General features: G+C 74.2%; 16 protein-coding genes. 3 read left to right on the top strand and 13 right to left on the bottom strand.

The annotated features are described in order from the left end of the window. Window positions 1-45: 45 nt before the first annotated feature. From HP550_RS03155 to nirB, 6 genes are read right to left on the bottom strand one after another with little or no spacing between them, the layout of a single operon-like run. Window positions 46-804: an alpha/beta hydrolase family protein gene (locus HP550_RS03155; RefSeq protein ID WP_175346142.1), complete on the bottom strand. Its 759-nt coding sequence runs from the start codon at window positions 802-804 to the stop codon at window positions 46-48. A 44-nt stretch (window positions 805-848) separates the two neighbouring features. Further along, entirely contained in the window at window positions 849-1,589 is a 741-nt protein-coding gene (locus tag HP550_RS03160; protein ID WP_175346143.1) for a sirohydrochlorin chelatase, read from the bottom strand. Next, a complete protein-coding gene (locus tag HP550_RS03165; protein ID WP_175346144.1) occupies window positions 1,586-2,704 on the bottom strand; it encodes a uroporphyrinogen-III synthase in 1,119 nt (372 codons plus the stop codon). The genes HP550_RS03160 and HP550_RS03165 overlap by 4 nt, the downstream gene beginning before the upstream one ends. Continuing rightward, window positions 2,701-3,972 (bottom strand): uroporphyrinogen-III C-methyltransferase, encoded by a 1,272-nt coding sequence (gene cobA / locus HP550_RS03170; protein ID WP_175346145.1) that lies wholly within the window; start codon window positions 3,970-3,972, stop codon window positions 2,701-2,703. The genes HP550_RS03165 and cobA overlap by 4 nt, the downstream gene beginning before the upstream one ends. Next, window positions 3,969-4,355, bottom strand: a complete 387-nt coding sequence (gene nirD, locus HP550_RS03175) for a nitrite reductase small subunit NirD (protein WP_175346146.1) — start codon at window positions 4,353-4,355, stop codon at window positions 3,969-3,971. Before nirD ends, cobA begins: the two co-directional genes overlap by 4 nt. Further along, window positions 4,352-6,943 carry a nitrite reductase large subunit NirB gene (gene nirB, locus HP550_RS03180; RefSeq protein ID WP_175346147.1) on the bottom strand — a complete coding sequence of 864 codons (2,592 nt, stop codon included), beginning with the start codon at window positions 6,941-6,943 and terminating at the stop codon, window positions 4,352-4,354. Before nirB ends, nirD begins: the two co-directional genes overlap by 4 nt. A gap of 134 nt (window positions 6,944-7,077) precedes the next feature. Between nirB and HP550_RS03185 the strand changes: the two genes are divergently transcribed. From HP550_RS03185 to HP550_RS03195, 3 genes are all read left to right on the top strand, one after another. Then, a complete protein-coding gene (locus HP550_RS03185) occupies window positions 7,078-7,611 on the top strand; it encodes a DUF1697 domain-containing protein (RefSeq protein WP_175346148.1) in 534 nt (177 codons plus the stop codon). 14 nt (window positions 7,612-7,625) lie between these two features. Next, a complete protein-coding gene (locus tag HP550_RS03190; protein ID WP_175346149.1) occupies window positions 7,626-8,072 on the top strand; it encodes an HIT family protein in 447 nt (148 codons plus the stop codon). 231 nt (window positions 8,073-8,303) lie between these two features. Next, entirely contained in the window at window positions 8,304-9,833 is a 1,530-nt protein-coding gene (locus tag HP550_RS03195; protein ID WP_175346150.1) for a molybdopterin-dependent oxidoreductase, read from the top strand. A gap of 133 nt (window positions 9,834-9,966) precedes the next feature. Here HP550_RS03195 and HP550_RS03200 read toward each other — a convergent pair whose 3' ends face one another. The 7 genes from HP550_RS03200 to HP550_RS03230 all read right to left on the bottom strand — a co-directional run bounded on the left by HP550_RS03200 (window position 9,967) and on the right by HP550_RS03230 (window position 18,154). Next, window positions 9,967-11,493: an FAD-dependent oxidoreductase gene (locus HP550_RS03200; RefSeq protein WP_175346151.1), complete on the bottom strand. Its 1,527-nt coding sequence runs from the start codon at window positions 11,491-11,493 to the stop codon at window positions 9,967-9,969. After that, window positions 11,490-13,652: a molybdopterin oxidoreductase family protein gene (locus tag HP550_RS03205; RefSeq protein WP_175346152.1), complete on the bottom strand. Its 2,163-nt coding sequence runs from the start codon at window positions 13,650-13,652 to the stop codon at window positions 11,490-11,492. Before HP550_RS03205 ends, HP550_RS03200 begins: the two co-directional genes overlap by 4 nt. Beyond that, window positions 13,652-15,013, bottom strand: a complete 1,362-nt coding sequence (locus HP550_RS03210) for an MFS transporter (RefSeq protein WP_175346153.1) — start codon at window positions 15,011-15,013, stop codon at window positions 13,652-13,654. Before HP550_RS03210 ends, HP550_RS03205 begins: the two co-directional genes overlap by 1 nt. Window positions 15,014-15,148: 135 nt before the next feature. Further along, entirely contained in the window at window positions 15,149-16,201 is a 1,053-nt protein-coding gene (locus HP550_RS03215) for a sulfate/molybdate ABC transporter ATP-binding protein (protein ID WP_175346154.1), read from the bottom strand. Next, the gene (locus tag HP550_RS03220; protein WP_175346155.1) at window positions 16,198-17,004 is read right to left on the bottom strand and encodes an ABC transporter permease; all 807 of its coding nucleotides are present in this window, start codon (window positions 17,002-17,004) and stop codon (window positions 16,198-16,200) included. Before HP550_RS03220 ends, HP550_RS03215 begins: the two co-directional genes overlap by 4 nt. Further along, window positions 17,001-17,762 carry a molybdate ABC transporter substrate-binding protein gene (gene modA, locus HP550_RS03225; protein ID WP_175346156.1) on the bottom strand — a complete coding sequence of 254 codons (762 nt, stop codon included), beginning with the start codon at window positions 17,760-17,762 and terminating at the stop codon, window positions 17,001-17,003. The genes HP550_RS03220 and modA overlap by 4 nt, the downstream gene beginning before the upstream one ends. Continuing rightward, window positions 17,759-18,154 carry a TOBE domain-containing protein gene (locus HP550_RS03230; protein ID WP_175346157.1) on the bottom strand — a complete coding sequence of 132 codons (396 nt, stop codon included), beginning with the start codon at window positions 18,152-18,154 and terminating at the stop codon, window positions 17,759-17,761. The genes modA and HP550_RS03230 overlap by 4 nt, the downstream gene beginning before the upstream one ends. Between the last annotated feature and the right edge of the window lie 10 nt (window positions 18,155-18,164).

Consider the following 18,164-nt stretch of genomic DNA (forward strand, 5'->3'; position numbering starts at 1 on the left):
CCGAAGGCGTGCGACCCACCCCCGGGGTCGCACGCCTTCGGGCTGTCAGGAGTCGAAGCCGGTCGCGAGCGTGTCGTCGATCGCCTGCTGCACCTGCTCGCGATGCTCGGACTCGAGCAGGGCGACCCCGTGGGCGCTGCCGCTGAGCTCGACGAACGTGCTCGGGTCGTCCGCGCGTGCGACCGCCTCCGACGAGTCGACGCCGACGCTCGAGTCGTCGGTCGAGGCGATGACCAGAAGTGGTCCGTCGTAGCTGCTCGATGCCGACTGCGCGTCCTGACCGTCGAAGGCGGCCGGCGGTCCGAGCGCCACGACCGCGACCGCGTCGACCTCGGCGGCGAGCGCGGCCGAGTACGTGCCGCCCTTCGAGGCGCCGACTAGGGCGACGTCCGTCGCGCCGAGGCTGCGCAGCGTGTCGGCGGCGGCGAGGAACGACGCCCTGCCGTCGTCCGCCCAGCCGAACGACGCGACCAGGTAGCCCTCCCCCGCCAGCCGGGCCAGCTCGTCCGCCCACTGGCACGCGTCGCCCCGGTCCTGCGGCGCCAGGAGCACCCCTCGGGTGCCGCCCCCGGCGAAGGACACGAGCGTGGGGTCGTCCGCGGCGCCGGTGGTCACCGTCGCGGTGCCCGCCGGGAGGCACGCCGGGGTGTCGGCCGGGGTGAGCGAGGCGGAGATGGCGGTGGGTACCGGTGCGATCGTCGGGGTCGCCGCGTCCTCGGCCTCGCCGGGCCCACCGGACGACGTGCACGCGGCGAGGGTCAGGACGGCGACGGCGGAGGTCAGGGCGCGCACGGCTCTGGGCATCCCCCGTTCCTAGAGGAACGGAAGGTTTCGGGGCAACCCGCGTCTCAGGTCGCGGCGTCGTACCGGTCGAGCACGATGTCGACCAGGCGCTCGTCGGGCGCCAGCGGAGCGGTGACCACGTCGGCGCCGGCCTCGAGCACCCGGTCGTAGAAGTAGCCAGGCGCCAGCAGGTACGAGGCGACCACCACGCGTCCGCCGGGCGGCACGTCGGCCCGCGCCGTGGCGACGGCCGCCGGCACGCGCGGCTCAGCCCCGGCCCCGTAGCCGATGGTCACGGGCTGCTCCAGCCGGTCGGCCAGGCCGGCGGCGACCGACTCCACGGCGAGCGCGGCGGCGGGGTCCGTCGAGCCGGCCGCAGCCAGCACGACGAGGTCGTCGGGGGCCAGGCCTGCCGCGTCCAGGCGGTCCACCAGGATGTCCACCAGTCGAGGGTCCGGACCGAGCGGCGACGCCGCGGTGGCACCCGGCTGGTCGACCGCCGCCGCGATGTCGACCTTCACGTGGAAGCCGACCGAGAGCAGCAGCGGCACGACGACCGCACCCGATGCGTCGCTCTCCAGGGCGTGCTCGACCACGTCGGCGACCTCGGGCTCCTGGACGTCCACGAACGCCTCGCGCACGTCGAGGTCGGGCCGCGCCGAGGCGACGCCGGTCAGGATCGAGCGGACGGCCGCGCGGCCGGCGACGTCGTCGGTGCCGTGCGAGCAGCCGATCAGGACGGGCCCCTCGACCACGTCGTGCGGACGATCGGGCGCGGGACCGCGGGCGTGCAGCGCGTTCGTCATACGGCCTCCTCCAGCTGGAGACGGTATCCCCTCTTGACCACCGTGCGGATGAGCACGCGGCTCCCGGTCGCGTCCCGCAGGCGCGCGATCGCCACCTCCGCGGCGTGCGGGTCCCGCGAGTCGCCCGGGAGCACGGCCAGCACCTGGTCGCGCGGGACGACGGAGCCTCCCGCGGCGGCGAGCAGCCGGAGGACCTCCAGCCCGGTGGGCGTGAGCGCCAGCACGTGCCCGTCCAGGACTGCGGTGCCGCGATGGACCTGGAGCGGTCCGGCGACGGTCTGGAGGGCCTGGAGGCCGCCGTAGTGACCGACGAGCGCGCGGACCAGGGAGCCGAGGCGGCCGCGTTCCGGGACGAGCGGCTCGATGCCGCGGTCGAGCAGCGGCTTGGCGGTGATGGGGCCGACGGCGGCCATGACGACGTTGCCGCGTCGCGCGAGCGCGACGATGCGGTCGGTGACTCCGGCGTCGTCCGCGGCCTCCAGCCAGGCGTGCGCGCCGGGTGCGGACGTGAAGACCACGGCGTCGATCTCTCCGGCCGCGACCGCGCGGACAGATGCCTCCACCGCTGCGGGGTCCGGCGGCGGACCCCACCGGTACACGACGAGGCTGCGCACGCGCGCGCCGGCGGCGGCGAACGCCTCGTCGAGCCCGTCGGCGCCCGCGCCGTGGTGCTGGATCGCGATGTCGCGGCCGGCGACGCCCTCGTCGAGGAGCACCTCGGCGATCTCCGCGCTGGTCTCCGACTCGGCCACCCAGTCGGCGGTCAGGCCGGCCGCCTGGATCGCTCCGCGGGCCTTGGGTCCCCGCGCCACGAGGCGGGTGCCCCGGAGCATGTCCACCAGTGGCTCGGCGAGACCCAGGGCGTCCGCGGCCTCGATCCAGCCGCGGAAGCCGATCCCCGTGGTGACGACCACCGTGTCGGGCGGGTCGGCCAGCAGCGACCGCGTGCCACCCAGCAGGGCGGCGTCGTCGATGTGGGGCACCATGCTCAGCGCGGGGGCGTGCCGGAGCGTGGCTCCGCGGCGACCCAGGGCGGCGGCGAGCTCGGCGGACCGGCGGTCCGCGGTGATGAGCACGACGAGGCCCGCGAGGGTCTGGTCGATGGGTTCGCTCACAGGGCCATTGTGACGGTGCCGGGCGCTGTGGGGTCAGACGACGCGGGGGTGTGAGCCGCGTCACCATGGTCGGGCTCGAGCAGACCGGCCGCCGCGACGGCGCCCAGGACGATCACCGCGGGAGCGCGGACCCCGGCCGACGCGGCGACGTCGACCACGTCGTCGAGCCGCGCACGGGTGACGCGCTGACCGGGCAGAGTGCCCTCCTCCACGAGTGCCACGGGCGTGGCGGGGTCGGCCCCGGCGTCCAGCGCCTCGGTCGCCAGCGTCGCCAGGGCACTCACGCCCATGAGCACGACGACCGTGCACGACCCGTCCCGCAGGCCGGTGAGCGCGGCGGACGACCAGCCGTCGTGGCCGTTCATCACGTGCACGGCGCCGACCGTGCCGCGGTGCGTGAGCGGGATGCCTGCGGCGGCGGGCGCGGCGAATGCGCTGCTCACCCCCGGGATGACCTCCACCGCGACGTCGGCCTCACGGCAGGCGAGCACCTCCTCGCCGCCCCGGCCGTAGACGAACGGGTCGCCGCCCTTGAGCCGGACGACGACGCGACCGCGCTGGGCCTGCTCGACCAGGATCCGGCCGATCTCGTGCTGCGGCACCGGGTGGTGCCCGGGCGTCTTGCCGACGTCGATGATCTCCACCCCGGGAGCCAGCTCGTCGAGCACCGCCACGGGACCCAGCCGGTCGGTCACCACGACGTCCGCCTCGGCCAGCGCGCGGCGCCCGGCCAGCGTGAGGAGCCCGATGTCGCCGGGTCCGCCGCCGACCAGCACGACCCGCCCCGTGTGCGCCCGGCGCCGGCGCAGGTCCACGCGGCCCTCGCGCAGCTGCGTCGCGATGGCCTCGCGCAGCGCGAGCGTGCGTCGCGGGTCCGGGGAGCCCGTCGAGACCACGCCGACCAGGACGTCACCCTGCTGGGTGGTCGCCGGCGTGCGGGCCGACCCCGCGGAGCCGTCCCCCGCGTCGACGCAGAACGTCTGCCGCGCGGCAGCCCACGCGACGACAGCCTCGTCCGTCGCGCGGTCGCCCGTGGCCGTGTGCACCAGCCAGGCGCCGTCGAGGTCCGGCTCGACGACCTCGCGCGGGCGCCACACGATCAGTCCCCACCGGTGCAGGTCCAGGAGCACCTCGCACAGCTGCGGCGCGACCACCTCCACCTGCGCGGCGTCGGCCAGCAGGGACTGCACGCGGCGGGCAGCCACAGGTCCGCCGCCGACCACGAGCACCCGGCGGCCGGTCAGCTGGAGCCCGAGCATGGTGGTCATCGTCCGACCTCGACGAGTCCGTCGGTCACCCGGACGTGCCAGGTGCGCAGGTCAGGGCTGAGCCCGCGCGCGGGGACCTTGCCGGCGACGTCCAGGCAGCGGCCCGTCGTGAGGTCGAACACCTGCTTGTACATCGGGGAGGCGACCGTCGGGACCTCGACCTCGTCGACGAACCGCGATCCGACGATGCCCCGCGAGATCACGTGCGCGTCGCTGAACGGGTCGTGCTGCTGGACCGCCAGCACGCGGCCGTCCAGCAGGCGGAACAGGGCGACCTGCTCCCCGTCGAGGAGCGCGGCGACGCCCCGCTCGGGCGCCAGGTCGTCCAGACGGCACACGGTGGTCCACACAGCGGTGTCCAGCGTGGTCTCCAGCGCGGTCATGAGCGGACCTCCAGCCGGGCACCGGCGACGAGGACGGGTTCGTGGTGGGGCGTCGGACGCGCGTCGCCGCGCTCGTCGGCCGTGGCAGGGCGGGACTGTCCACGCTCCGGCACGTAGGCGAGCGAGGGGTCGGGGGTGTCGGGGGCGTTGACGAAGGACGCGAACCGGCGCAGCTTCTCCGGATCCTCCAGCGTGGCCTTCCACTCGTCCTCGTACTCGACGACGTGCAGTGCCATCTGCTCGTCCAGGTCGGCCGCGATGCCCAGCGAGTCCTCCATGACGACCGCGCGGACGCCGTCCAGGCCGCCCTCGACGTCCTCGATCCACGGCGCCGTGCGCTGGAGGCGGTCCGCCGTGCGCACGTAGTACAGGAGGAAGCGGTCGATGGTGCGGATCAGGGTCTCGGTGTCGAGATCCTCGGCGAGCAGCTGCGCGTGGCGCGGGGTGAAGCCGCCGTTGCCGCCGACATAGACGTTCCAGCCCTTGTCGGTGGCGATGACGCCGACGTCCTTGCCGCGGGCCTCCGCGCACTCACGGGCGCAGCCGGAGACGCCGAGCTTGATCTTGTGCGGAGAGCGCAGCCCCCGGTAGCGGAGCTCGAGCATGACCGCGAGGGCCACCGAGTCCTGCACGCCGAACCGGCACCACGTGGAGCCGACGCAGGACTTCACGGTGCGCAGCGACTTGCCGTACGCGTGCCCGGACTCGAAGCCTGCGTCGATCAGCCGCTGCCAGATGAGGGGCAGCTGGTCGATGCGGGCGCCGAACATGTCGATCCGCTGGCCGCCCGTGATCTTGGTGTAGAGCCCGAAGTCCTTGGCCACCTCACCGATGGCGATCAGACCCTCCGGCGTCACCTCGCCGCCGGCGATGCGCGGGACCACCGAGTAGGAGCCGTCCTTCTGCAGGTTGGCCATGACGTGGTCGTTGGTGTCCTGGAGCGTGGCCCGCTCGCCCTCGAGCACGTGCGCCGGGGACGTGGTGGCCAGGATCGAGGCGACCGTCGGCCGGCAGATGTCGCAGCCGCGTCCCTCCGCCCGGGTGCCGAACCGCTCGATGACCTGCGTGAACGACGACACGCCACTGACCCGGACGGCGTCGTAGAGCTGGGCGCGGGACAGGGCGAAGTGCTCGCACAGGGCGGTGCTGACGGCGATCCCCTGGGCGGCCAGCTCGGTGGTGACCAGCTTCTTGACCAGCGGGAGGCAGGACCCGCAGCTGGTGCCGGCCTTGGTGCACGCCTTGACCGCGCCGAGGTCGGTGCAACCGTGCTCGGTGACCGCACCGCGGATGGTGCCGGCCGAGACGTTGTTGCACGAGCAGACGGCGGCGTCGTCGGGCAGCTCCAGCTCGGGCGCTCCCCCGCCGCCCTCGGGCAGCAGGTACGCGCCCGGGTCGCCCGGGAGCTCGCGGCCGAGCATCGGGCGCAGGCTGGCGTAGGCACTGGCGTCGCCGACGAGGACGCCGCCGAGCAGCGTGCGGGCGTCATCGGACATGACGAGCTTCTTGTAGACGCCACCCACCGGGTCTGCCCAGACGATCTCGAGGGCCCCGGGGGTCTGGCCGAACGCGTCACCGAAGCTGGCGACGTCGACACCGGAGAGCTTGAGCTTGGTGGCCGTGTCCGCGCCGGGGAACTCCGAGAAGCCCCCGAGCAGGCGGTCGGCGGTGATCTCCGCCATCGCGTACCCCGGGGCGACCAGGCCGATGGTGGCGCCCTGGATGCAGGCGACCTCGCCGACCGCGGAGATGTCCGGGTCGCTGCTGAGGCAGGTGTCGTCGACCACGATGCCGCCGCGCTCGCCGATCGCCAGCCCGGAGGCCCGGCCGAGCTCGTCGCGGGGACGCACCCCGGCGGCGATCACGACGACGTCGGCGTCGACACGGCCCCCGTCGGCCAGCTCCAGGCGACCGACGCCGCCGCGGCGGTGGGGCTTGATCTTGGTGGTCATCGCGTTGAGGCGGACACCGACACCCAGCTGGTTGATGAGCCGGCGCAGCGCCTCGCCGCCGCCGAGGTCCACCTGCGCGGACATCAGGTGCGTGCCCACCTGGAGGACCGTGGTCCGGGCACCGAGCGCCTGGAGAGCGCCGGCCGCCTCCAGCCCGAGCAGGCCGCCGCCGAGCACCGCGCCCTTGACCACCCGGTCCTCGGAGAGCTTCTCGACGTACCCGCGCAGCGCGGCGACGTCGTCGACGGTGCGGTAGACGAAGACGCCCGGCAGGTCCGCGCCTTCGAGCGGGGGGACCCAGGCCGACGAGCCCGTCGCCAGCACCAGGTGGTCGTAGTGCTCCGTGCGGCCGCGGGCCGTGCTCACCGTCTTCGCGTCGCGGTCGAGGTGCGTCACCGCGTCGTCGCGGACCAGCGTCACCAGCGGGTCGGACCACAGCTCCGGGTCGCCGAGCGCGAGGTCGTCGGCGTCGCGGCCCGAGAAGTAGCTGGTGAGCGCGACGCGGTCGTAGGGACGCCGCGGCTCCTCCGCCAGGACGGTGATGCGCCAGGCGCCCGCGGTGTCGCGGTCACGCAACGCCTCGACCAGCCGCTGCGCGACCATGCCGCCGCCGACGACGACCAGGTGCTGGTTCATGGTGTGCTCCGTCGGGCTGGGGGGTGGGGCGACTCCCACGGTAGGAACCGGTTGTTTCCCTGGGTGGTGCGCGCCGTTACCTCGGAGGAACCTTTCCCGCACATGACGTTGGTCCTGGGTGTGAGAGTGGCGTCATGAGTCCCGTCATCGCCCTGCTCCGGGCCGCCAACGTGGGCGGTCGCACCATCAAGGCCGCCCAGCTGCGCGCCGCTGCCGAGGGTCTCGGCCACACCGAGATCACCACCTACGTGAACAGCGGGAACCTCGTCCTGGTGCCCCATGGCGCGGCGGCGTCCGTGGGTCCGGACCTGTCCGGTGCCCTGTCCGCCGAGCTGGGGTTCGACGTCCCGGTCCTCACCCGCACGCTCCCGCAGTGGGACCGCATCGTGGCCCGGGTGCCGTTCACCGACGAGGTGGCCTCCGACCCGTCGCACCTGGTCCTCTACTGCTGGGACGGCACCCCGAAGGTCACCTCGTTCGACCCGACGCCGTACGGCAACGAGAAGGTGGCGTTCGCCGGGGACGAGCTGTACGCGTACTACCCCGACGGCATCGGTCGCTCCAAGCTCACGCTCCCGGTGCTGGAGAAGGCGACCGGGCGCTCCGGGACGGCCCGCAACTGGAACACGGTGCTCGCCCTGCAGCGGCTCGCCCGCGAGCGCGCGTGACTAGCGTGGTCGCCATGACCACCCTGTTCACCAAGATCATCGCCGGGGAGATCCCCGCCCGGTTCGTGTGGGCCGACGACGTCGCCGTGGCGTTCGGCACCATCGCGCCCATCACCGACGGGCACATGCTCGTGGTGCCGCGCGACGAGATCGCGCAGCTGACGGAGGCGTCCGACGACCTGCTGGCGCACCTGATGCGCGTGGCGAAGGCGATCGGTGCCGCCCAGCAGCAGGCCTGGTCCGCACCGCGCGCGGCGCTGCTCGTCGCCGGCTTCGAGGTGCCCCACCTGCACCTGCACGTGCTGCCGGCGTGGGACGAGGCCAGCCTGTCGTTCCGCAACGCGCGCACCGACGTCCCCGCGGCAGACCTGGATGCCGCAGCTGAGCGCGTCCGCGCCACCTTGCGCGAGCAGGGCCACGGCGCCCACGTCCCGGCGACTCTCACCAGCCCCGCCCTCTGACCCCGGCAGCGTCCGCACGATCGAGCGTCCCGGCAGTCGGATGTGCGGACGTTGCGCATCTGCGGCAGCGGTGTCCCGGGAAGAGTGACCAGTCCCCCGGGACGGTCGGCTCCGAACTCTCGGCATCGCCCCGGCGCCCAGCGGTGTTGTGCTTGCGGAGCAGGGGTGACGACAACGGCACATCCGCGAGGCAGAGTCGGACCAGCGGCGATCACAGGAAGCAGGCAGCAGATGGCTGGACGTCGGGACACGGGGTTCGCGGCGCTCGCGGGGGTGGCGGCGGGCGTCGTGACGATCGGCGTGGGGTCGCTCGTCGCGCTGCTCACCGGGCCGACGTCCGACCCGCTGGTTGCCGTCGGGTCCGCGTTCGTCGATGCGACACCCGCGTGGCTGAAGGACTTCGCCGCCTCCACGTTCGGCACGGCCGACAAGGTGGTCCTCGGGATCGGTGAGGTGGTCGTGCTGCTGGCGCTCGCTGCGCTGGCCGGGGTGCTCGCCGCGCGGCGGTGGGCGTGGGGCGCGACGCTCGTCGTGGCGCTGGGGGCGGCGGCCGGACTGGCCGCGATGGCCCGGCCGGATGCCGGCACGCTCGCGGCGGCACCCGCGATCGTCGGTGCTGTCGCCGGGCTGCTGACCTTGCGCGCGCTGGTCCGTCGGCTGCCCGCAGCGCCCGGCCGCCCCGCTCCGGACGGAATCCGGCGGCGCGCGTTCCTGCAGGCCACGGCAGCCGCGGGAGCGCTCGGCCTGGTCGGTGTGGCCGTCGGGCGGGCGATCAGTGCCGGTGCGCGCGGCGCCCAGTCCGCGCGCGCGGCGATCCGGATCCCCCGCCCGGCCACCACCGCGGCACCTGTTCCCGCGGGCGTGGACGTCGGCGTCGATGGTGTCGGCCCCTGGCAGACGCCCGCGGACGAGTTCTACCGGATCGACACCGCACTGGTGGTGCCGCAGGTCGACCCGAGCACGTGGACCCTGCGCGTCTACGGGATGGTCGAGCAGGAGATCACGCTCACCTGGGACGAGCTGCTGGCGGGCGACCTGGTGGAGGCCTGGGTGACGCTGGCGTGCGTGTCCAACCCGGTGGGCGGCGACCTCATCGGGAACCAGAAGTGGCTGGGGCTGCCCCTCGCGGACGTGCTGGCCCGGGCGCGGCCGACCGCCGACGCCGACATGGTGCTCTCGCGCAGCGTCGACGGGTTCACGGCGTCGACACCCCTGGCCGCCCTGACCGACGGGCGCGACGCGCTGCTGGCGATCGCGATGGACGGCGAGCCGCTGCCCGTCGAGCACGGCTTCCCGGTGCGCATGGTGGTCCCCGGGCTGTACGGGTACGTGTCCGCGACGAAGTGGGTGACCGAGCTACGCGTCACCAGGTTCGCCGACGCCACCGCCTACTGGACCGACCGCGGCTGGTCCGCCGAGGGACCGATCAAGACGCAGTCGCGCATCGAGGTGCCGCGGCCGAGCAGCTCGGTGCCCGCCGGATCCGTGGTCGTGGCGGGCACCGCGTGGGCGCAGCACCGGGGGGTCACCGGCGTGCAGGTCCGGGTGGACGACGGATCCTGGAACGACGCGACGCTCGCCGACGACGGCGGGATCGACTCGTGGCGCCAGTGGTCGTGGACGTGGGACGACGCCGAGCCCGGCGAGTACCAGCTGTTCGTCCGCGCCTCCGACCCGTTGGGCCCGCAGACGGGTGCGGTGGCGGGAGTCATCCCGGACGGCGCCACGGGCTACGACACGGTCCGCGTCACGGTCACCTGACCGTCCACGACGTCGTCGAGCACTCGCGCGCCACGACCTGCTCGTGGTGACGAGAACACCCTGAGTGGCGTTCTGGCCCGTCAGAACGCCACTCAGGGTGTTCTCGACGGGCGGCGAGCCGCTGCGATGGTCGCTAGACCGTGGCCGCCGGGGTGGGCTCGCGGGCGTCGTCCGTCGACGCCGCCGCCGGGGTGGGCTGGTCCGGGTCGGAGCGGCGGAGCCAGTCGACGATGCCGCACACCGCATCCTCGCAGCCGCCGCAGCCAGTGGTCGCCCGGGTCGCCGCCGCCACGTCCTGGACGCTGCGCGCACCGTGCCGCCAGCAGCCCACGATGTCGCCCTTGGTGACCCCGTTGCACCGGCACACCGTCGCGCGGTCCGGCATCAGCGTCGGGCTGGCGGCGGGGACGGCCGTCCCGGCGACCGGCCGCATGAGCAGCTGCGCGGGGTCGGCCGGGATGGGGGTGCCGCGCGTGTAGGCCGCGACGAGGTCCGCCGCGACGGGTCCGGCGCCGACGCACGTGGCGCCGATGACGCGACCGTCGGCGACGACGACCTCGATGTGCCGGCCGCCCTCGGGGTCGCTGAGCCGCACCCGTCGACCCTCGGACACCGCGCCGGCGCCGCAGACGCCCATCGCGACGACGTCGAGCCCGACGCCCTTGACCTTCACCACGTCGGTGCCGACGGTCGGCAGAGGGACGTCGTCGCGCGCCGCCGACGGCTCGGTGAGCAGCGTGGCGAGGCGTCGTGCCTGGTCCCAGCCCTGCGCGATCAGCCCGCTGCCGCCCTCGGGAGGCTCGGCGCAGTCGCCGATCGCGAACACGCGCGCATCCGCTGGGGACGCCAGGTCGGTGCCGACGACGATGCCGCGCGCCACGTCCAGCCCGGCCCGCTGCGCGAGCCCGACCTCCGGGTAGGTGCCGGCCGTGAGCACCAGGAGGTCGGCGGGCAGCACCTCGCCGCCCTCGAGCCGCACGCCCGTCACGCGACCGTCGCTGACCACGGCCTCCTCGGTGCGGGCACCGACGCGCACGGCGATGCCGAGCGACGTCAGCCGCGCGGTGGTCACGGCGGCGGCGGGGCCGTCGAGCTGCCGGTCCATCAGGTGGGCGCCGCCGTGCACGACGGTGACGGGGACGCCACGGTGGGCGAGCCCGCACGCGACCTCGAGCCCGAGCACCCCGCCGCCGACGACGACCGCGCGGTGGGCGTTCACGGTGGCGGCAACGATCTCGCGCGCGTCGTCGAGGGTGCGCAGCGCGTGCACGCCGGCGGGCAGGCTGTCGTCGTCGCGCCGACCGAACAGGTCCGGGATCCGGGCACGCGCGCCGGTGGCCAGCACCAGGATGTCGTACGGGTGACGCCCGCCCGCGTGGTCGTGCACGACGCCGGCAGACCGGTCGACGGTCACCGCGCGCGTGCCGGGGAGCACCTCGCTGGGGGACCGGTGGGCGTTGCGCGGCAGCGTGATCGACGCGACGTCGAGCTTGCCGGCGACCACCTCGGACAGCAGCACCCGGTTGTACGGCTCGTACTCCTCGTCGCCGAGCACCGTCGTGCGGAACCGGCCGTCCGGATCGCGCTGGTGCAGGTCGTCGACGAACCGCGCGCCGACCATCCCGTGACCGACCACGACCACCCGGACCTGGTTGTTCATCGGACTCCCCCCGCGAACAGCAACGACTCGTCCTCGAGCACCTCGACCGGGCCCTCCCACCGCTGGACGTCCACCGCGCAGACCTTGAACTCGGGCATGCCCGAGATCGGGTCGGTGGCGTCGGTGGTCAGTCGGTTGGCGCTGCTGGTGCCGCTCCAGTGGAACGGCAGGAAGACCGTGTCGGTTCGCACGGCGTCGGTCAGCCGCGCCCGGACGACCCCGCGGCCGCGGGCGGTGTCGAGCTGGACCAGGTCGGACTCGGCGATGCCGAGGCGGTCGGCGAGCAGCGGGTGGATCTCGACGTAGGGCGCCGGGGAGCTGCGCACCAGCTCCGGCACCCGACGGGTCTGCGCGCCGGACTGGTAGTGCGCGAGCACCCGGCCGGTCACCAGGAACAGGGGCGCGTCGCGGCGCAGGTCGTCCGACGGGCCGCGGTGGTCCACTGGCACGAGCCGAGCGCGGCCGTCGGGCGTCGGGAAGCGCTCGAGGAACATCCGCGGGGTGCCCGGGTGCGGCGTCGGCCCGGCGGGTACCGGCCAGAACAGGTCCGGCTCGGCGTCCAGACGCGCGTGGCTCAGCCCGCTGTAGTCGGCGCGGCCGCCCGCGGACGCCCGGGCGAGCTCGTCGAACACCAGCGCCGGCGACGTGTCGAACCGGACGGTCGAGCCGAGCCGGAGGGCCAGCTCCGCGAGGATCTCGAGCTCGCTGCGCACTCCCGGCGGCGGCGGCAGAGCCTGTCGGCGACGGATGACGCGCCCCTCGAGCGACGTCATCGTGCCCTCCTCCTCCGCCCACTGCGTGACAGGCAGGACGACATCGGCGAGCAGGGCGGTCTCCGACGGGAAGAAGTCGCACACCACGAGGAGGTCGAGGGCCGCGAGCCGCTCGCGGACGCGGTCGGCGTCCGGGGCGCTGACCAGCACGTTCGAGCCGTGCACCAGCAGCGCGCGCGGGCCGCCCGGCGTTCCGAGGGAACGCAGCAGCTCGATCGCGGGCATCCCGGTCCGGGGCAGGTCGGCAGGGTCGACGCCCCAGACGCCGGCGACGTGCGCGCGCGCCGCCTCGTCCTCGATGGACCGGTAGCCCGGCAGCTGGTCGGCCTTCTGACCGTGCTCGCGGCCACCCTGGCCGTTGCCCTGGCCGGTGATGGCGCCGTAGCCGGAGCCGACGCGGCCGGGCAGGCCGAGCAGGAGCGCGAGCGTGATCGCCGCCGTGACGGTGTCGGTGCCCTGCGTGCTCTGCTCGACCCCGCGGCCGGTGAGGATGTACGCGCCGGAGCCGCCGCGCGATGGTGACGCGTTGGCCAGCAGGAACGCCGCCCGGCGGAGCGACGCGACGGGGACGCCCGTGACCTGCTCGGTCCGCTCGGGCCACCACAGGGCGAGCGAGCGCCGGATGTCGTCGAGGCCCGTGGTCCGCTCGGCGAGGTACTCCAGGTCCGCGAAGCCCTCCGCGAGCACGATGTGCGCGATCCCGAGCAGCAGCGCGAGGTCGGTGCCGGGGACGGGCTGGACGTGCAGGCCGCCCTCGTCGGCGGTGAGGTCCGCGGTCGCCGAGCGCCGGGGGTCCACGACGACCAGGCCGCCAGCCGCCCGCGCTCCCGCGAGGTGCTGGACGGCCGGCGGCATGGTCTCGGCGAGGTTCGACCCGAGCAGCAGCACGGCCTGCGCGCCGCCCAGGTCGGCCAGCGGGAACGGCAGGCCTCGGTCCAGGCCGAGCGTGCGGTTGGCCCCGGCCGCCGCGCTCGCCATGCAGAACCGGCCGTTGTAGTCGATGTTCGGTGTGGCCAGCACGGTGCGCGCGAACTTGCCGAGCGCGTACGCCTTCTCGTTGGTCAGCCCCCCGCCGCCGAACACCGCGACGGACGCCGGGCCGTGCGACTCGCGCAGGGCGGCCAGCCGGGTGGCGACGAACGACAGTGCGGTGTCCCAGGAGACCGGCTCCCCGTGCAGGAGCGGGGTGGTGAGCCGGTCCGAGTGACGCAGGAGCGTGGGCGACGTCCACCCCTTCTGGCACATGCCGCCCTTGTTCGTCGGGAAGTCCCGGCCCGCGGCGGTGACGGTGCCCTCATCAGAGGTGTGCAACGTCTGAGCGCACTGGAGCGCGCAGTAGGGGCAGTGCGTCGCTGCACCCTCCGTCACCGCCGCGGGCGAGACCATCAGATGACCGTCGCGCCGAAGGAGCCGGAGCGCCGCTGGTACACGGCCCAGGTGGTGACGCTCATGACCAGGTACAGCCCGACGATCACCCACAGGGCCGCTTGGATGTTGCCGGTGGCCGAGGTCGAGACGGCGAACCCGCGCGGGATGAGGAAGCCGCCGAACGCGCCCACCGCACCCGCGATCCCGAGGCAGCCCGCCGCCGCCTTGACGCGGCGTGCCTTGTCCTCGTCGTCGGTGGCACCGAACCGGAAGACCGCGGGGATCATCCGGTAGACCGAGCCGTTGCCGGCACCGGTGGCGACGAAGAGCACGAGGAACGAGGCGAGGAACGGGCCGAACGCGTGGGCACGGAGGGCGAAGATCGCGCAGACGACGCCGGTCGCCATCACGCCGAACGCGACGATGGTGACGCGGGCACCGCCGAGCTTGTCGGCGAGCATCCCGCCGAGCGGCCGGGCGATCGAGCCGACGAGCGCACCGGCGAACGCGATCGACATCGTGACCTCGGGGAACTGGTTCTTCAGCAGCGTCGGGAACGCGCCGGAGAAGCCGATGAACGAGCCGAAGGTGCCGATGTAGATGAACGAGATGATCCAGGTGTTCCGCGAGCGGGCGGCGACGCCGTAGCTGCGCGGGTCCGCCTTGGCGTTCGACAGGTTGTCCATGTACCGCCACGCCAGCAGGGCGGCGACGAGCACCAGCGGCACGAACATCAGGCCGGCCCGCTCGAGCTCGAGGCCGGCGGCGCCGACGATCACCAGCGGCACCGCGAACTGCACCGCGGCCGTGCCGAGGTTGCCACCCGCGGCGTTGAGGCCGAGGGCGCGGCCCTTCTCCTTCTCCGGGTAGAAGAACGAGATGTTGGCCATCGAGGAGGCGAAGTTGCCGCCGCCGACGCCGGCGAGCGCCGCGACCGCGAGCAGGGCGGGGAAGCCGAGCTGCGGGTTCTGCACGGCGACCGCGAGCGCGATGGTCGGCACGAGCAGCAGCAGGGCGGACACGATGGTCCAGTTACGGCCGCCGAAGATCGGCACGGCGAACGTGTAGGGGATGCGCAGCGTCGCGCCCACCAGGCTGGGAAGGGCGATGAGCCAGAACATCTGGTCGACCGTGAGGACGAAGCCGGCGGCGGGGAGCTGCGGGACGACGATGCTCCACAGCGCCCAGACGGCGAAGCCGAGGAACTCGGCGAAGATCGACAACCCGAGGTTGCGGCGGGCGATCGCCCGACCGACGGAGGCCCACTGGCCGCCGTCCTCGGGGTTCCAGCCGTCGATCCACCGACCGGACCGGTGGGTGAGCGGGGCTGCATCGAGAACGGGGGTGGTGCCGGCGTCGGTCGCGAGCTGTGTCGCCATGGGGACCTCCGGGAGGACAGGGTCAGGGGGGCTCGGTCGACGACGACGCTAAGCAGCGGATGTTTCGACCGACCTGTCCGCTCGGTTGCGCGCACGGTTCTTTTCGCGCACCGGTTGCCGCGGGGGCCTGTGAGATCAGGTGAGCGGACGCACCCGCACGTGCTCGGCGGGGACGCTCAGACGCACCTGCGCACCGACGTGCAGACCCAGCTGCGCGACCTGCGCGGGCGGCAGGTCCACGAGCACGTCACCCGAGGTCCGCAGGCGCACGCCGGTGGTCCCGGGCTCGAGGTCGACGACAGTTGCAGACCAGCCGTCACCGATCGTGACGGCCGACGGGGAGAAGGTCACCTGGGCACGTCCACCCGGTCGCTGCGACGCGCACGGGACGACGACGCCGTCCGGGCCGGCGAGCGCCGTGGACCCGTCGGGCAGGGCGACGAGCGTCCCGACGACGAGGTTGACCCCCGCCAGTGCGGCGGTGAACGGGTGCACCGGGTCGGTGAGCACGTCGAGCGGCCGGCCCTGCTCGACCACCTGACCGTCGTGCAGTACGACGACCCGGTCGGCGAGCGTCACGGCGTCGAGCACGTCGTGCGTGACCAGCACCGTGGCGGTCCGGGTCCGGCGCACCTGTTCCCGGACCAGCTCGCGCAGCTCGGCGGCGGTCCGCACGTCCAGCTGGGCGAACGGCTCGTCGAGCAGCAGCACGGCCGGCTCGGCCGCGAGCGCCCGGGCGAGCGCGACCCGCTGCCGCTGCCCGCCGGAGAGGGCGTCGGGACGCCGGTCGGCCAACCCGGCCAGCCCCACCGCCGCCAGCCACTCGTCGGCCACCACTCGGGCCCGCGCCGCCGACGTCCCCGTCGCCCGCGGACCGAACGCCACGTTCTCCCGCGCGCTCAGGTGCGGGAACACCAGCGGGTCCTGACCGAGCAGACCGACGGACCGGTGCTCCGGACGGACTGCCGACTCGACCCGCTGGTCCCAGACCGCGGTGAGCGTCCGCTCCCCCACCCGCACCACACCGGCCGACGGGACGAGGTGCCCCGCCAGTACCGCGAGCAGCGTGGACTTGCCGGCACCGTTGGGGCCGAGCACGCCGACGATCTCCCCGGGGTGCGCGGCGATCGTCACGTCGAGCGCGAAGGCCCCCCGGCGGACTGCGACCTCGGCGTGCAGCGACGTCATGCGGCACGCCCCGGACGCCACGCCCGCGCCGCGAGCAGGACCGCGACCGCCGCGAACACGAGCAGCAGTGAGAGCGCGACGGCGGTCCCCTGCGTCACCCCGGCACCGTTGAACGCCGAGTAGATGGCCAGCGGCATGGTCTGCGTGACGCCCGGGGAGTTGCCGGCGAACAGCGCGGTCGCACCGAACTCGCCGAGCGCCCGCGCGAAGCTGAGCACCGTCCCGCTGACCAGCCCCGGCATGACCAGCGGCAGGGTGATCCGGCTCAGCACGGTCCAGCGACCGGCCCCGAGGCTGGCGGCCACGACGTCGAACCGGGTGCCCGCCGTGCGCAGCGCCCCCTCGACGGACAGGACCAGGAACGGCATCGCGACGAACGCCTGGGCGATCACCACGGCCGTCGTCGTGAACGGGATGCTGATCCCGAACCACGTGTCGAGCGTCTGCCCGACCAGCCCGCGCCGGCCCAGCAGGTAGAGCAGCGCGATGCCGCCGACCGTCGGGGGCAGGACGAGCGGCAGCGTGACCAGGGCGCGGAGCAGGTCGGCGGGCCACCCGTGCGCACGCGCGAGCACGACGGCGAGGGGCACGCCGAGCACGAGGCACACGACGGTCGCGACGACGGACGTGGACAGGGACAGCCACAGGGCGTCGAGGGCCGACGGCGTGGTGATGTCGGCGGGCAGCGACCTCCAGTCCGCGCGCACCAGCAGGGCGACGACCGGGAGCACCAGCAGACCGGCCGCTAGGGCCGCGGGCAGCCAGAGCAGGCCGGGGACGCCGACGGCGCGCTCGCGGGTCACGGTGCGGTGAACCCGTGCTCCGCCAGGATCCGCTGCCCCTCGTCGGAGAGCACCAGGTCGACGAACGCCTGCGCCGCGTCGGTCCGCGTGAGGGCCACGATCGGGTAGGCGTTCACCGCCGACGCGCTCTCCGGGAACTCGACGCCCTCGACCGTGTCTCCGGCCGCCAGCACGTCCGTCCGGTACACCAGGCCGGCGTCGGCGTCGCCGGTCTGCACCTTGGTGAGCACGGCCTTGACGTTCTGCTCCTCGCTGACCGGTGTGAGGGTCAGGCCGGTGCCGTCCAGGACCGTGTGCGACGCCGAGCCGCACGGCACCTCGGCTGCGCACAGGATGACCTTGCCGCCCGATGACGACAGCGCCGCGAGGTCGGCCAGCGAGGAGATCCCCAGCGGGTTGCCCGGCGCGACGACGATCTCCACGGTGTTCGTCGCGAAGACCGTGGACTCCTCCTCGCCGACGACCTCGGCCATGGTCGCTTCGTCGGCAGACGCGAAGACGTCCGCCGACGCCCCGCCGACCAGCTGCGTCGCCAGCGTGGAGGACCCGTCGTACGTGACCGGGTTGACCGTGATCCCGGGGTTCTGCTGCGCGAGCTCGGCGGCGAGCTCGTCGAACGCCCCCTGGAGCGAGGCCGCGGCGAACACCGTGAGCTCCCCGGTGAGCCCGGTCGGCGCCTGCGACGCGGGTGACTTTGTCGAGCACGCGGTCAGGGCCAGCAGGACCGCCGCCGCGCCGACGAGGGCACGCGCCCTCATCGAGGGGTCTCGACGAGCACGTTCGTGGCCTTCACGACCGCGGTCGCGCGCGAGCCGACCTCGAGCCCGAGGTCGCGCACCGCCTCGGTCGACATGAGGGACACCAGCCGGAACGGGCCAGCCTGGAGCTCGACCTGCGACATCACGGTGTCGGACAGGATCCGGGTGACCAGGCCGGTGAGACGGTTGCGCGCGGAGCTCGAGCCGGCGGCCGGGTCCTCGGGCGTCCGGGCCCGCTCGACGGCCAGCGCAGCCAGCTCGACCCCACCGACGACGCTCCGCCCGGCGTGGTCCGTCCGCGCCTCCAGGGCACCCGACTCGACCCAGCGGCGCACGGTGTCGTCGCTCACCCCCAGCAGCTGGGCGGCCTCGCTGATCCGGTAGTCGCTCACGGAGGCAGGA

The sequence above is a fragment of the Cellulomonas humilata genome (assembly GCF_013359775.1).
Lineage (GTDB): Bacteria > Actinomycetota > Actinomycetes > Actinomycetales > Cellulomonadaceae > Cellulomonas > Cellulomonas humilata.

What these genes read in the sequence shown, in the direction of transcription:
- HP550_RS03190 (WP_175346149.1), top strand. Translation starts at nt 7,626, where the DNA reads ATGACCACCCTGTTCACCAAGATCATCGCCGGGGAGATCCCCGCCCGG.
- HP550_RS03160 (WP_175346143.1), bottom strand. Translation starts at nt 1,589, where the DNA reads ATGACGAACGCGCTGCACGCCCGCGGTCCCGCGCCCGATCGTCCGCAC.
- HP550_RS03200 (WP_175346151.1), bottom strand. Translation starts at nt 11,493, where the DNA reads ATGAACAACCAGGTCCGGGTGGTCGTGGTCGGTCACGGGATGGTCGGC.
- nirB (WP_175346147.1), bottom strand. Translation starts at nt 6,943, where the DNA reads ATGAACCAGCACCTGGTCGTCGTCGGCGGCGGCATGGTCGCGCAGCGG.
- HP550_RS03155 (WP_175346142.1), bottom strand. Translation starts at nt 804, where the DNA reads ATGCCCAGAGCCGTGCGCGCCCTGACCTCCGCCGTCGCCGTCCTGACC.
- nirD (WP_175346146.1), bottom strand. Translation starts at nt 4,355, where the DNA reads ATGACCGCGCTGGAGACCACGCTGGACACCGCTGTGTGGACCACCGTG.
- HP550_RS03195 (WP_175346150.1), top strand. Translation starts at nt 8,304, where the DNA reads ATGGCTGGACGTCGGGACACGGGGTTCGCGGCGCTCGCGGGGGTGGCG.
- HP550_RS03215 (WP_175346154.1), bottom strand. Translation starts at nt 16,201, where the DNA reads ATGACGTCGCTGCACGCCGAGGTCGCAGTCCGCCGGGGGGCCTTCGCG.
- HP550_RS03205 (WP_175346152.1), bottom strand. Translation starts at nt 13,652, where the DNA reads ATGGTCTCGCCCGCGGCGGTGACGGAGGGTGCAGCGACGCACTGCCCC.
- modA (WP_175346156.1), bottom strand. Translation starts at nt 17,762, where the DNA reads ATGAGGGCGCGTGCCCTCGTCGGCGCGGCGGCGGTCCTGCTGGCCCTG.
- cobA (WP_175346145.1), bottom strand. Translation starts at nt 3,972, where the DNA reads ATGACCACCATGCTCGGGCTCCAGCTGACCGGCCGCCGGGTGCTCGTG.
- HP550_RS03185 (WP_175346148.1), top strand. Translation starts at nt 7,078, where the DNA reads ATGAGTCCCGTCATCGCCCTGCTCCGGGCCGCCAACGTGGGCGGTCGC.
- HP550_RS03210 (WP_175346153.1), bottom strand. Translation starts at nt 15,013, where the DNA reads ATGGCGACACAGCTCGCGACCGACGCCGGCACCACCCCCGTTCTCGAT.